At 29.3% G+C, this 13,471-nt stretch carries 12 protein-coding genes and 1 riboswitch; of the genes, 8 read left to right on the top strand and 4 right to left on the bottom strand.

Going from position 1 to position 13,471, the window contains the following annotated elements; all coding sequences use genetic code 11:
* Window positions 1-9: 9 nt before the first annotated feature.
* On the bottom strand, window positions 10-1,506 hold the full coding sequence (locus B3Z56_RS11590; RefSeq protein WP_346848121.1) for a cobyric acid synthase: 1,497 nt from the start codon (window positions 1,504-1,506) through the stop codon (window positions 10-12).
* Between the two features lie 260 nt (window positions 1,507-1,766).
* A riboswitch (cobalamin riboswitch) is annotated at window positions 1,767-1,939 on the bottom strand.
* Window positions 1,940-2,074: 135 nt separating this feature from the next.
* Entirely contained in the window at window positions 2,075-3,307 is a 1,233-nt protein-coding gene (glyA, locus tag B3Z56_RS11585; RefSeq protein WP_346878809.1) for a serine hydroxymethyltransferase, read from the bottom strand.
* A gap of 379 nt (window positions 3,308-3,686) precedes the next feature.
* Here glyA and B3Z56_RS11580 point away from each other — a divergent pair, with 379 nt between their 5' ends.
* Complete coding sequence (locus tag B3Z56_RS11580; protein WP_150845548.1) at window positions 3,687-3,869, top strand: hypothetical protein; 183 nt, start codon at window positions 3,687-3,689, stop codon at window positions 3,867-3,869.
* Window positions 3,870-3,905: 36 nt separating this feature from the next.
* On the opposite strand, the gene yfcE is transcribed toward B3Z56_RS11580, so the two are convergent.
* Complete coding sequence (gene yfcE, locus B3Z56_RS11575; RefSeq protein WP_346876189.1) at window positions 3,906-4,451, bottom strand: phosphodiesterase; 546 nt, start codon at window positions 4,449-4,451, stop codon at window positions 3,906-3,908.
* A 150-nt stretch (window positions 4,452-4,601) separates the two neighbouring features.
* Between yfcE and B3Z56_RS11570 the strand changes: the two genes are divergently transcribed.
* Genes B3Z56_RS11570 through B3Z56_RS11560 form a run of 3 tightly spaced genes read left to right on the top strand, consistent with a single transcriptional unit; the run spans window position 4,602 to window position 7,727 of the window.
* On the top strand, window positions 4,602-4,853 hold the full coding sequence (locus tag B3Z56_RS11570; RefSeq protein WP_346848118.1) for an NAD(P)H-dependent oxidoreductase subunit E: 252 nt from the start codon (window positions 4,602-4,604) through the stop codon (window positions 4,851-4,853).
* Window positions 4,844-6,550 carry a [Fe-Fe] hydrogenase large subunit C-terminal domain-containing protein gene (locus tag B3Z56_RS11565; RefSeq protein ID WP_346878808.1) on the top strand — a complete coding sequence of 569 codons (1,707 nt, stop codon included), beginning with the start codon at window positions 4,844-4,846 and terminating at the stop codon, window positions 6,548-6,550. The genes B3Z56_RS11570 and B3Z56_RS11565 overlap by 10 nt, the downstream gene beginning before the upstream one ends.
* Before the next feature lies 1 nt (window position 6,551).
* A complete protein-coding gene (locus B3Z56_RS11560) occupies window positions 6,552-7,727 on the top strand; it encodes a SpoIIE family protein phosphatase (RefSeq protein WP_346848116.1) in 1,176 nt (391 codons plus the stop codon).
* A 24-nt stretch (window positions 7,728-7,751) separates the two neighbouring features.
* Here B3Z56_RS11560 and B3Z56_RS11555 read toward each other — a convergent pair whose 3' ends face one another.
* The gene (locus B3Z56_RS11555; RefSeq protein ID WP_346848115.1) at window positions 7,752-8,399 is read right to left on the bottom strand and encodes a TIGR01906 family membrane protein; all 648 of its coding nucleotides are present in this window, start codon (window positions 8,397-8,399) and stop codon (window positions 7,752-7,754) included.
* A 199-nt stretch (window positions 8,400-8,598) separates the two neighbouring features.
* Between B3Z56_RS11555 and hemA the strand changes: the two genes are divergently transcribed.
* From hemA to B3Z56_RS11535, 4 genes are all read left to right on the top strand, one after another.
* Window positions 8,599-9,840, top strand: coding sequence for a glutamyl-tRNA reductase (gene hemA, locus B3Z56_RS11550; RefSeq protein WP_346848114.1), 1,242 nt, complete (start codon window positions 8,599-8,601; stop codon window positions 9,838-9,840).
* Window positions 9,841-9,853: 13 nt separating this feature from the next.
* Window positions 9,854-11,128 carry a glutamate-1-semialdehyde 2,1-aminomutase gene (gene hemL / locus B3Z56_RS11545; protein ID WP_346878807.1) on the top strand — a complete coding sequence of 425 codons (1,275 nt, stop codon included), beginning with the start codon at window positions 9,854-9,856 and terminating at the stop codon, window positions 11,126-11,128.
* 268 nt (window positions 11,129-11,396) lie between these two features.
* Window positions 11,397-12,842 (top strand): Na+/H+ antiporter NhaC, encoded by a 1,446-nt coding sequence (gene nhaC, locus B3Z56_RS11540; RefSeq protein WP_346848112.1) that lies wholly within the window; start codon window positions 11,397-11,399, stop codon window positions 12,840-12,842.
* A 124-nt stretch (window positions 12,843-12,966) separates the two neighbouring features.
* Window positions 12,967-13,410, top strand: coding sequence for a ferritin-like domain-containing protein (locus tag B3Z56_RS11535; RefSeq protein ID WP_346848111.1), 444 nt, complete (start codon window positions 12,967-12,969; stop codon window positions 13,408-13,410).
* The last annotated feature ends 61 nt before the right edge of the window (window positions 13,411-13,471 follow it).

Raw genomic sequence — 13,471 nt, 5'->3', positions numbered from 1 at the left:
CTTCTCCCACTATCTATTTAAGCCCATTATTTTATATATTTTATTCATATCTATAGAGGCTCTTACAAGGTCAGCTAGTTTATCTAATTCCTTTTCTCTTAAGTGCTCATAAGCCATAGAAACCTTCTCTTCAATTCCCTTGTCTCTTCTTAATTCATTAATAATGTGTTGTCTAAACTCAACCCCATCAAAAATACCATGAATATACGTTCCCATAACATTTCCTTTATTATTTACTACTCCATCTAAATGATTAGCTTCTTCATTATTGCTCTTATTTATGTTAATAAGGCTTTTACCTTCATCTAAAATCGTAGTTTTTCCCATGTGTATTTCATATCCATAAATACTTAAAGGTGTATCATTGTTTATTAAATCCTTTGCTATGATACCATTAACTCTAGTAGTAATCTTTTTCTCTTCAAAAACTGTTTTTATAGGTAAAATATCTAATCCTTCCATAGACTCTAGTGTAGTTTCAACTCCATAAGGATCCTCTAATATCTTCCCTAGCATTTGATATCCTCCACAAATACCTATGATTTTCCCATTAACTTCATATTCTCTAATTTTGTTATATAAGCCTGATTTTTTTAAATATTCTAAATCCCCTAAGGTATTTTTAGTTCCAGGAATTATAACTAAATCAGGAGTTTTAAATTCAGTTACAGTTTCCACATATCTTACAGAAACATCTGGTTCTATAGATAACGCATCAAAATCAGTAAAGTTTGATATATGCGGTAACCTTATAATGGCTATATCAATTTTATCTGTGATATTTTTATTAAGGTCAACAGCTCCATCTTCATCCTCTAAGTCTAATTTAAAATATGGAACAACCCCTAAGCAATCCCTATGAGTTAACTCCTCTAAACTATCTACTCCAGGTTTAAGTAAGGATATATCTCCTCTAAACTTATTTATAATAGTTCCTTTAACTCTGTCCTTTTCACTATCACTAAGGAGCATAATAGTACCTAATAAAGAAGCAAATACGCCGCCCTTATCGATATCACCTACAAGTAAAACAGGTGCATCTATTAGTTCAGCCATCCCCATGTTAACAATATCGTTGTCTCTTAAGTTTATTTCTGCTGGACTTCCTGCCCCTTCCATAACAATAATATCAAATTGATTTTCTAATTTTTCAAAAGCAGACTTTAAATCATCCTTAAATTTAACTTTTAAATTGTGGTATTCCTTTGCATTGGAGTAACCATATACTTCTCCATTAAAAATTATTTGACAATTTTTATCTGTAGTAGGTTTTAGTAGAATAGGATTCATATATACCTCAGGTTCAAGCCCTGCAGCATAAGCTTGCAAAACTTGAGCACGCCCCATCTCTTTTCCATCCAAAGTTATATATGAATTAAGAGACATATTTTGTGACTTATATGGACATACCAAATATCCATCTTGTTTAAATATTCTACATAATGCAGTAACTAGTATACTTTTTCCTACAGAAGAAGCTGTACCTTGAATCATTATTTTAGCCATTTATAATACCTTCTTTCTATTAAGTAGAGAACCCAAATCTTTGATTTGGGGTGAATCACTTACTCAGCGAACGCAGTGAGTCGAGTTTCAATTTAAATAAAATAAAAAAGCAAGGAAGAAAAGCTCCCTTGCCAAATAATTAAAATTTCCATCTTAGTAAAATAAAAAATATAAGTTTAAATCTAAGTAAGATAAACTTACCAAAATCTTTAATTTTACTTATACATATTAACTTAGTCACTAAAATAGCTCATTTCCCTCCGAAAGCTCATATTTAGGCAGGTCTCCTGGCTTATGAATCATTCTAACCTCACCTTCCCCTATTAAGAGTGGTATTTGAGGGTCGTCATCATTTACAGTAGCGGGGGCTGCTATGGATTTTAACCATATTCCCTTTTCACTTTTAAAAAGCACCTAAAATACTATTTAATTTTCACCCATAATTATAAGAGGTTTAAACACATAAGTCAATATAATGTGAATTTTACTTTGCATTCATTCTTATATTCTATAAAAAATGTAAAGACCTAGCAGTGAAAATGCTAGGTCCTTAGTTATTACAAATACTTTACTTATATAATGGAATTTTATTGCAAAGAGCTTTAACTCTTTCCTTAGCAGGTGATAAATCAGCATCTCTGTTATCAATTGCCCAATTCATTATATCAGCAATTTCAATCATTTCTTCTTTTCCAAAACCTCTAGTAGTAGTAGCAGGAGTACCTATTCTAATACCACTAGTTACAAATGGGCTTTGGGATTCAAAAGGTATTGTATTTTTATTTACAGTGATTCCAACTTCGTCTAATAGATGCTCCGCTGCTTTTCCTGTAATATCTTTATTTCTTAAATCCACAAGAATTAAATGATTATCAGTACCATCAGACACTAATTTAAATCCTTTTTCTTTTAATGCACTTGCAAGAGATTTAGCATTTTCTAAAACTTTTTGCTGATACTCTTTAAAAGATGGGTCTAGAGCTTCTTTAAAGCAGATAGCTTTAGCTGCAATAGTATGCATTAATGGACCACCCTGTATTCCAGGGAATATAGTTTTATCTACTAGTTTTGCATACTTTTCTTTACAAAGTATTGCCCCACCCCTTGGTCCTCTTAAAGTTTTATGAGTTGTTGTTGTAATAAAGTCTGCATATGGAGCTGGACTAGGATGTACACCTGCGGCAATAAGTCCAGCTATATGAGCCATATCTACCATCATATATGCACCTATCTCATCACATATTGATCTTATTTTATCAAATTCTATTATTCTTGAGTAAGCACTAGCCCCCGCAACTATCATTTTAGGCCTTTCCTCTAAAGCTACAGTTCTTAATGCATCATAATCTATAAATCCATCTTCACCTACTCCATAAGATATAAATTTATATAACTTTCCAGAAAAATTAACTGGACTTCCATGGGTTAAGTGTCCACCATCAGATAAATTCATTCCTAATACTTTATCTCCTGGTTCTAATACACTCATATAAACTGCCATGTTAGCTTGAGAACCTGAATGAGGTTGAACATTGGCATGGTCTGCTCCAAATAGTTTACACATTCTATCTCTAGCAATATTTTCAGCAACATCTACGCATTCGCAACCACCATAATATCTTTTTCCTGGATATCCTTCTGCATATTTATTTGTAAGAGTGGACCCCATAGCCTCTCTCACGGCCTCACTTGTAAAGTTTTCTGAAGCGATAAGTTCGATTTTACTTTCCTGTCTAGCAGTCTCAAGACAAATTGCTTCATAAATTTCCGTATCAATGTTTTTAACATGTTCTAAGTTCATACATACTCCTCCTGCAATTAAAATTAGTTGTTTTTGGTGGAACCATGTGAATAGCTTTTTAACAAGTTTTTTTCTTTTGCGTTAGTAAAGCTTTAGTACTTAGTTTTGCAGCACAGATAGCAACAATATAACCACCAGAACCTTTACATATTATTATAACATTTATTTTCATGTTAACATACTCAATTTTTTAATTATTCTTGAAATTTTTTAATTATATGACTTTATGTGTACAAAAACACCCTTAAATAGTTTCTATATATTTAATTTTTTAAAATACTATTTAACATAATTTAATAATTCCTTTAGCTATATTATTGAATAAATCATCTACGTTGTTATATAATCTATTTAATTAATAACTACAAGGAGGAATGATATGGAAATTCATATATTTCTAAAAGGCAAGAAAGAAGCTGAAATTTTTAAGGGAGATAGAATTGATATCCTTGATTTTGAAATGGGTGGAGTTAAGTATAAGCAAGTGAGATACTTTAGAAACGGATTTAGTAAAAGTGAATTAATTGAATCTAATATAATTGATAAAATAATTAAAAAGTAGAGGAAATACCCTCTACTTTTTAATATAGAACATTATTTAGTTCAATACTATTTCTTGAATTATAGTTCCCTCTAATGTTTTTATATAGAATACATCTCCATCTACAACTCCATAGCTATGAGGATTATTTTCCTTTGGATAAGAAATAGAACCTGGATTAATTATAGAAATGCCATCTTTTTTATTAATACCTAATATATGTGTATGACCATGTAGCATTATATCTTCTGTAGATATATTAGGCATATTATTCTCATTATATTTGTGTCCATGAGTTAAAAAAAATCTTTTGTTATTATATAAAACTACAGAATAATCTCCCATGCATGGAAAATCCAATAACATTTGATCAACTTCCGAATCACAGTTTCCACGTACTGCAATTATCTTATATCTATATTCATTTAGTATCTTTGCTACCTCTTTAGGATCATACTCTTCCGGTAATGGATTTCTTGGCCCGTGATAAAGTATATCTCCAAGAATTAATAAATAATCACCCTGTTCTCTATTAAATACTTCTATAGCTTTTTTTGTGTATTTTGAAGAACCATGAATATCAGAAATAACTACTAATCTCATTTTATATCCTCCCATAATAAATTTTATACTTATTATTTACATTACTTTTATAACATTGTCAAATGTATAACAACATGTGATTGACGGTATTTTACCAAAGTTCTATAATTTATTATATAACATATATACAGATTAAGGAGGGGTTTTATTTTGATTGTTAAAGTTTGTGTTGGAAGTGCTTGTTATGTAAGAGGTTCTCACAATGTTATAAACCGAATTAAGAGCTTAATAGAATTAAATAATTTAACAGATAAAATAGAATTAAAAGCTTCATTTTGTCTTGGTCATTGTACTGATTCGGTATGTGTTACTGTCGATGATAACATTTATACTGTAAATGAAGATGAAGTAGATAAATTCTTTGAAGAATATATAGTTAAGAAGGTGAATCTATGCAAGTAATGAATTTTTCCTCCGCTAACTGTAAAAATTGCTACAAATGTGTACGTACTTGTACAGTTAAAGCTATAGAAGTCTTAAATGATCAAGCTAAAATCCAAGAAGATAGATGTATTTTTTGTGGTCATTGTTTAGTCGTATGTCCTCAAAACGCTCGTCATGTGCTTTCAGATATTGATGATGTCAAAGCAGCATTAAATAGCAATAAAACAGTTGTTGCTCAATTAGCACCTGCTTTTAGAGGAGTATTCTCTCATCCTTCTAAATTGATAACTGCTCTAAGAAGATTAGGTTTTTCTTATATTGAAGAGGTTTCCATAGGTGCAGAACTAGTAACTCAAGAATATGAATGTAGGATTGATTGTAGTTCAAGTAGTGAATTTATCACAAGTTGCTGTCCTTCCATAGTAATGTTAATAGAAAAATATTATCCTGAATTAATTCCATTAGTTTTACCAGTATCCTCTCCTATGGTCGCCCATGGAAAAAGCATAAAAAATAGATATGAGGAATCTTATACTGTTTTTATAGGTCCATGTGTATCTAAAAAATATGAAGCTTTATCTGAATCTAATTTAGGATTTGTTGATTCTGTGTTAACCTTTGACGAAATCATCGACTATATAAAAGAAAATGGTATTGAATATTCTGAACTAGAAGATGGAGAAGTAGATTTTAGCGGTACTACAAGAGGTGATCGCTATCCTGTAGTTGGTGGAATATTAAATGCCATAAGACCTACTATTGATAAAAAAGATTTAAATGTAATTAGGGTTCATGGTCTGGAAAATTGTAAAGTTATTTTAGAGGAACTTAAAAATAACACTTTAAAGAATGTGTGTATAGAATTAAGTGCCTGTAATGAAAGTTGTCTTGGCGGTCCAGGCACATTATCTGATAATGAATCTGTATACACTAGACTAAAAAGAATTCAAGATTACTTAAAAACAAAAAATAATAATTCAAAAGTTATTAATATAAATAAGGATAATCTTAATCTTACAAGAAACTTTGAAAATAAAAAAATCCATATGCTAACACCTAAAGACGATGAAATTAAAGTTCTTCTTAAACAAATGGGAAAATACACTAAAGAAGATGAATTAAACTGTGGCGCTTGTGGATACAACACTTGTGTTGAAAAGGCAATTGCTGTTTACAATGGAATGTCTGAGGTTGAGATGTGTGTACCTTATATGAGATCATTAGCAGAAAATATGAATAGTGAAATATTTAAAAATTCACCTAATGCTTTAATTATAATTGATGATAACTTATTGATTAAGGACATTAATCCCTCTGGAAGAAGAATGTTTTTAAATTGTGAAAAAGAAAGTATAATAGGAGTTCCTATAACAGAAATTATACACGACTTAGACTTTAAAAAAGTAGCCGACACAAAAAAGAATATTTTAGGTAAAAAAGTATTCTACAGTAAGTTAGATTTTCATGGGTATAAAAGTGTAATTTATATTAAAAATCACTCATCTTTATTGATAACATTTACAGACATAACTGAGGAAGAAAATAGGAAATTAGAATTGACTGAATTGAAGCGTAAATCTATTGATGTTACCCAAACAATTATAAACAAGCAAATGATGGTTGCTCAAGAAATTGCTAGCTTACTTGGTGAAACTACTGCAGAAACTAAAGTTGCTATCCTAGAGTTAAAAAAAGTATTAGAAGAGGAAGACTAATATGAGAAAATATTACTTAGATGTAGCTAATATGAGTATGAATAAACACGGTGAAGAACTTTGTGGTGACAACGTTGAAATTGCTAATACAGAAGATGGAATTATCGTAGTGATGTCAGATGGTCTTGGCAGTGGTGTTAAAGCTAATATACTAGGAACTTTAACATCTAAGATTGCAGTTACTATGTTAAAAGAAGGAGCTACTATAGATGAGACTATAGATACTATAATTAATACATTGCCTGAATGTCAAGTTAGAAAGTTAGCCTACTCCACTTTTACAATTGTGAAAATTAAAAACAGTGGCGAGGTATATATGGTAGAGTACGATAATCCACCTGTTTTTCTTTTTAGAAATAATCGTAGTTGTGACATCAAGAAGAATCGACGTATAGTGAATGGTAAAGTTATTTTTGAAAGTAGATTTTATATGAATGAATCTGATGCTCTAGTTATTATAAGTGACGGAGTTGTACATGCTGGTGTAGGTGGACTCTTAAATTTAGGTTGGGAATGGCCTCATATAAATAGATATCTAACTAATGTACTCCATAAAGAGGTGATTGCTCAAAACATATGTAGACAACTATTAGAGGTTTGTAAAGACTTATATGATAATAAACCTGGGGATGATACAACAGTAGTAACTATTAAGATAAGAAAGGAACAAAACATCTCTCTCTTTACAGGGCCACCTAAAAATAAGGATGACGATGATATTCTTATAAATCTTGTGAAAAATGCTACAGGTAAAAAAATTGTATGTGGTGGCACTACTGCTAATATAATATCTAATACATTACACACCCCGATAGAGATAGACTTAAAGCATTATACTTCGGAAGTCCCGCCTATGGGATTTATGAAAGGGATAGACTTGGTTACAGAAGGTATACTAACTTTAAATAAAGTAAAAGAATTATTAAAAAATTATCTAAATTCCATTAAAAAGAATGCTATACCCTGTGCTATAAATGGCTCTGATGGAGCCTCTAGAATTACTAATATGTTAATTAATGAAGGTACATCCATAGATATATATATAGGGCAAGCAGTTAATCCAGCTCATCAAAATCCATCTTTTCCAGATGAATTTAATTTAAAAATTAAAATTGTTAAAGACATAGCCAGATTACTAACTGCATTAGGTAAAAAAGTCAATGTAAATTATCTTTAATTTCAAAAAGATATTAGATTTTTTCTAATATCTTTTTAAATTCTTTTTATTATAATTGTAATACACCACATATAGTACTATTCCAATGACTATGCAAAGAATTCCAATAGTACCAGTACATAATGCAAAAAACTCTTCAGGTAATATGTTTATAATAGGATCTGTGTTGGGATCAAAAATCCATTTATCATTATTAAAAAAAATTTTATGGAATATTGTAAAGAAAAAATTAAAGTTAATACTTACAACTATTGAGAATATAACTGGAGTAATAATTGATATAATGGAAATATATTTTATATAAATATAGCTCTTATAACTGCTAGTATACAGTACAGACAATATTGCTAACGTAATTATTAAACTTAATATAGTAATCTTAGCTAGTTTAAATAATTCCTTTACTTCTTTAAAATGAAAAGCACCAGCCTCTGATGATTCTAAAGATGGTAGTTCAAATTTGTCGTTGTTATTATATAACAAATAGTCTATTACATAAGAATAATTTTTTTTCATCTCCGCAATAGATAAGCTTGTTCTCTCTTCCATATTAAATTTATTAATACTGTAAGTATAAATAGGTTTAATGCTTGTTACTATTAAAGTAGAAATAAGAATAATTAAAACAAAACCTGTAATAGAAATAAGGACATTTAGAATAAACTTTTTCATAGTATTACCTCACCTTTTATTTGTTAGAAATTAGTAATCTATACAATACAATTTTATTATCCTATTTTATCATTGTCAAAAAAATTTTCATATAGTATAATTTTCATGTTACAATATATGAGTTATAATGTGCCCACTTGTAGTGGGTTTTAAATTTGATTAAATAAAATTTAGTAGTTTCATAGATTTGGGGGTAAAGATGATTCATTTAATTGGAATAAAGAAAGAACTTGACTTAATTTTAAGAGCTAAACTAGCAATATCCCAAGATAATATAGATGGAATATTACTAAAAATGAAAGAAACTCTATGCGAAGAAGTTGTTATAATTAATACCTGTAATAGAACAGAAATATACTTAAAATCTTCCCTATCTCAAAATATCATAATACAAGAAGTATTCAATACACTTAATTGGGATGAAGAGTTTATTAAATATATATTTTACTCTAATGATAGCAAGGCTATAACTCACTTACTGGAAGTTAGTTGTGGGTTTCATTCAAAAATTTTAGGTGAAGATCAAATCTTAGGTCAAGTAAAGGATGCCTACTTAAAAAGTAAAGAGTTAAAAGTTATAAAAGCTTCTTTTGATAAGCTATTTACAATGGCTATTAGTTGTGGTAAAGAGTTTAAAACCGAAAGTAAACTATATAAGACACCTGTGTCCTATTCATCTATTGCTGCTAAAAAAGCTATAGACCAAGGTTGTAAAAATATATTAATATTAGGTTTTGGTAAAATGGCTCAATTAACTTTAAATTATCTTATAGGAAAACAAGATATCTTAGATAAAATATATATTGTAGTAAGAAATACAGATAAGGTTATTAATCATAGTACTATAATAAAAAATATAAAATTAATGGAAAATAAAAAGATTGAAATTATACCCATTGATAATATGGTAGATACTTATAAATATATAGATGCTTTAATATGCTGTACTTCTTCCCCTACTCCAATTGTACTAAAGAAAGATCTCCCTTCACAACCAATTTTAATTTTTGATCTTTCCTTACCAATTAATGTTGAAGATTCTTGTAGTGAATTAAAAAATATATGTTTATTTAATTTAGATAATCTTCAAAATGTAGATAAAGAAAATAAGATTCAGCGAAGAAATATTATGAATTCAAATAAATATATAATAAAGAAATACTATGGTGAATATAATAATTTTTTAAAGTTAATGTCCTTAAGTGGTATAATTAAAGATGTAAAAGAAGAAGGTAAATTACTTGTGGAAAATAATCTTAAAACTTTTAAAAATAAAAAGTACACTAAAGATAATGACAAGCTTGTAGCTACCCTTTTAAAAAGTAGTGCTAACACATATATAAATCGTGCCATTGAAGTTTTAAAAGAAGAAACTTTAAAAGGAAATAATAAGGACGCCTATGAGTTAATTGAACGTATTTTTCTAAATAAATTTAATTAGGAGGAAGAGCTTAATGAACAATAAAACTATATTTGAAGAAAGCAAAAAGTATATTCCCGGAGGAGTTAATAGTCCAGTAAGAGCACTTAAGGATATGGGTATCACCCCTCCTATTATAAAATCTGGTATGGGTTCTAAAATATATGACGAAGAAAATAAAAAATACATAGATTTTGTTGGAGCTTGGGGACCTATGATTTTAGGGCATTGTAACTCCAGAGTTGTTGATGCTATAAAAAATACTTCAGAAACTGCTATAGCCTTTGGTGCACCAACAAAATTAGAATTAGACTTAGCAAAACTTTTATGTGAAACTGCCTCAATTGATATGATTAGAATGGTTAACTCTGGCACTGAAGCTACTATGAGTGCAATTAAATTAGCCAGAGGCTATACTAAGAGAAATAAAATTGTTAAATTTGCTGGTTGTTATCACGGCCATTATGATGGATTTTTAGTAAGTGCAGGTTCTGGTGTTATGACTTGTGGAATACCTGGCAGCGCTGGTATACCTAAAGAACACATAGAGCATACAATTGTTGCTAATTATAACGATATAGATAATTTAAAAGAAATATTTACTGCTTATAGTAATGATATAGCCTGTGTTATTATTGAACCTATTGCTGGAAACATGGGAGTTGTTAAACCTTCTATGGAGTTCATGGAGAACTTAGATAAACTTTGTAAAGATAATGGTACTTTATTAATATTTGATGAAGTAATGTGTGGTTTCAGAATTGCATATAAAGGCGCAAGAGAGCTATTCCCAAATGTTAAACCTGATCTTATTACCTATGGTAAAATTATTGGAGGCGGCTTACCTTGTGGGGCTTATGGCGGAAGACGTGAAATCATGGAACTACTTGCTCCATTAGGCCCTGTGTATCAGGCAGGAACCATGTCAGGTAATCCTCTTGTTATGGCTGCTGGAATAGCAACAGTTAAAGAATTACATGAAAAACAAGATATATATACCCATATAGAAACCATAGGAACAAGATTAGAAAATGGTATTAAAGAAATTTCAAAAGAAAAAAATATAAATGTAGTAATTAATAGAGTTTGTGGTATGATGACTGTATTTTTTACAGACTTAAATGAAATTAATAATTACGAAGATGCTAAAAGTTGTAATACAAACATATTTAGAAAATATTTTATGCATATGTTAGACAAAGGAATTAATTTACCACCGTCACAATTTGAAGCAATGTTCCTATCAATTTCTCATAGCGAAGATGATATAAATAAATTTCTTACAGCCTATAAATCATTTAATATATAAGTGTATAATTATAACATTTATAATAACTTGGGGTACAAAGTTTTTTTGTACTCTTTTTTTATTACAATAAAATGAATATAATAATTTATCAAGTTTCATAAACTAATTATAATAGCTGTTTATATCAATTATTTTTCATAAAAATGCATAATATTAAATACGGCTTTTTAATTCATAAATTTTCTGAATAGTATTGCAATTATAATTATACTGATATATAATTTATTTAATTACTTAAATTGGAATTTAATATAGGAGTGTGTTGTTAATGAAAGAAAAAAAACAAAAATCTAGTAAGATAGCTTCCCCCCCTAGAAAGCCAAAAGTTTGGCAAGCTCTTATACCTATTTTAGTTCTCATTATTTCTCTATCTATTGCAATTATATTCTATGAATCAAGTCCACATATTCCTTTAATAATTGCAGCTGCAGCTGCAACTATTACAGCTTTATGTATTGGATTTAAATGGGAAGATCTCGAAAAAGGATTTATCGATACTATTCAAATGTCAATGCAAGCAATTATAATACTTATGATAATTGGAGTTTTAATTGGTGCTTGGATATTAAGTGGTACTGTACCAACAATGATTTATTACGGACTTAAAATTTTATCTCCTGGTATATTCTTAGTTGCTACATGTATAATCTGCGCTATAGTTTCATTAGCTACTGGAAGTTCGTGGACAACTGCTGGTACTGTAGGTATTGCACTTATAGGCGTAGGTATTGGTTTAGGAATCCCTACTCCAATGATAGCTGGTGCTATAATATCTGGTGCATATTTTGGAGATAAAATGTCACCGCTTTCTGATACAACTAACTTAGCTCCTGCTATGGCTGGTTCTACTTTATTTGATCACATTAAGCATATGTTTTATACTACAACGCCAAGTTTAATAATATCTCTTATACTATTCGCTATACTTGGGATGAAATATGCAGGCCAAGAATTGGATGTATCAAAGTTGAATATAATATTTGATGGACTAAAAGCCTCCGGTGTAATTAACCCAATTCTATTGCTACCTCCAATAATAGTAATAATACTTGTTATAAAAAAAATGCCTGCAATTCCAGGACTACTAATAGGTGTTGCTACGGGAGTTCTTTTAGCTATTTTAGTACAAGGTTCTAATTATGGTGATATAGTTAACATTTTAAATGATGGATATGTAAGTGAAACTGGAGTTGAAATTGTAGATGAACTATTAACTCGAGGTGGCCTTCAAGGTATGATGTATACCGTTTCTTTAATTATATGTGCGATGACCTTTGGTGGTATAATGGAGAAAGCTGGATTCTTAAATGTACTTGCTGAAAAATTACTTAGACTTGCCGTTAATACAGGTTCTCTTGTACTAATTACTATAATTTCTTGCATTGTTGTTAATATACTTGCTGGAGATCAATATTTATCTATAGTTATTCCAGGTAGAATGTATAAAGATGAGTATGCTAAACGTGGCTTAGCACCTAAGAATTTATCTAGAGCTCTAGAAGATTCTGGAACATTAACATCACCATTTATTCCATGGAACACCTGTGGAGCATTTATGTCTACTACTCTTGGTGTTTCTTGTTTCTTATATGCACCATTCTGCTTCTTGAACTATATAAATCCTATAATATCAATAGTTTATGGATACACAGGATTCTCAATGGAAAAACTAGAAGACCCAGAAAAACTAGACAAACCAGTTATCAAATCCTAGTATGCTTTGAAAAGATCATATATTAAATGGCCTTTTTATCCTTTTATAATATTTTCTAATATGAATAATGTCAATACCACTTAGGCAATAATATAATGAATATTATTGCAAGGAGTTGATTTTCTTGGATAAAAAATATATAGTTAATAGTTTAAATGAATTATTACAGGGCATATATATTGATATAAACCTTTTTGAAGATTATATAAAGCACTCTAAAAATGAAGATGTTATTTCTCAAATATCTAAAGTTCGAAATGACTACCAAAAACATGCATATAGAATATGTAATATAATAACTGATTTAGGTGGTAATCCTATAGAAATTGATAATTGTGTTGATATAAATTCATATATTAATATTGATGCTACAGTTATTGACAAAGAGCTTTTAAAAAAAACTTGTGAAGCTGCAAATAATGTATTAAATTTAGGTTGTAAATTAATATCAGATCCTAATTTTATTAATCGTGAAAGCTATACTACTATAAATTTAATGAATAAAGATTATCAAAAACATATTAATCATATTGAAAGATATGAATTATATAGTGGTAGTTTTCAATAAAAATTGTAAAATAATTTCAATACATTATAATTCCTAAAAACATTAAAATGCCCTATTAGTA

The organism is Clostridium sp. UBA7791 (genome assembly GCF_002480755.1).
Taxonomy (GTDB): Bacteria; Bacillota; Clostridia; order Clostridiales; family Clostridiaceae; genus Clostridium_J; species Clostridium_J sulfidigenes.
Note: the sequence above shows the minus strand (reverse complement) of the source record. Positions and strands in the feature narration are given on the sequence as shown.

Coding starts and splice junctions, on each gene's coding strand:
- hemA (WP_346848114.1), top strand. CDS start 8,599: ATGATTCATTTAATTGGAATAAAGAAAGAACTTGACTTAATTTTAAGA.
- nhaC (WP_346848112.1), top strand. CDS start 11,397: ATGAAAGAAAAAAAACAAAAATCTAGTAAGATAGCTTCCCCCCCTAGA.
- B3Z56_RS11560 (WP_346848116.1), top strand. CDS start 6,552: ATGAGAAAATATTACTTAGATGTAGCTAATATGAGTATGAATAAACAC.
- B3Z56_RS11590 (WP_346848121.1), bottom strand. CDS start 1,506: ATGGCTAAAATAATGATTCAAGGTACAGCTTCTTCTGTAGGAAAAAGT.
- B3Z56_RS11580 (WP_150845548.1), top strand. CDS start 3,687: ATGGAAATTCATATATTTCTAAAAGGCAAGAAAGAAGCTGAAATTTTT.
- glyA (WP_346878809.1), bottom strand. CDS start 3,307: ATGAACTTAGAACATGTTAAAAACATTGATACGGAAATTTATGAAGCA.
- B3Z56_RS11555 (WP_346848115.1), bottom strand. CDS start 8,399: ATGAAAAAGTTTATTCTAAATGTCCTTATTTCTATTACAGGTTTTGTT.
- hemL (WP_346878807.1), top strand. CDS start 9,854: ATGAACAATAAAACTATATTTGAAGAAAGCAAAAAGTATATTCCCGGA.
- yfcE (WP_346876189.1), bottom strand. CDS start 4,451: ATGAGATTAGTAGTTATTTCTGATATTCATGGTTCTTCAAAATACACA.
- B3Z56_RS11565 (WP_346878808.1), top strand. CDS start 4,844: ATGCAAGTAATGAATTTTTCCTCCGCTAACTGTAAAAATTGCTACAAA.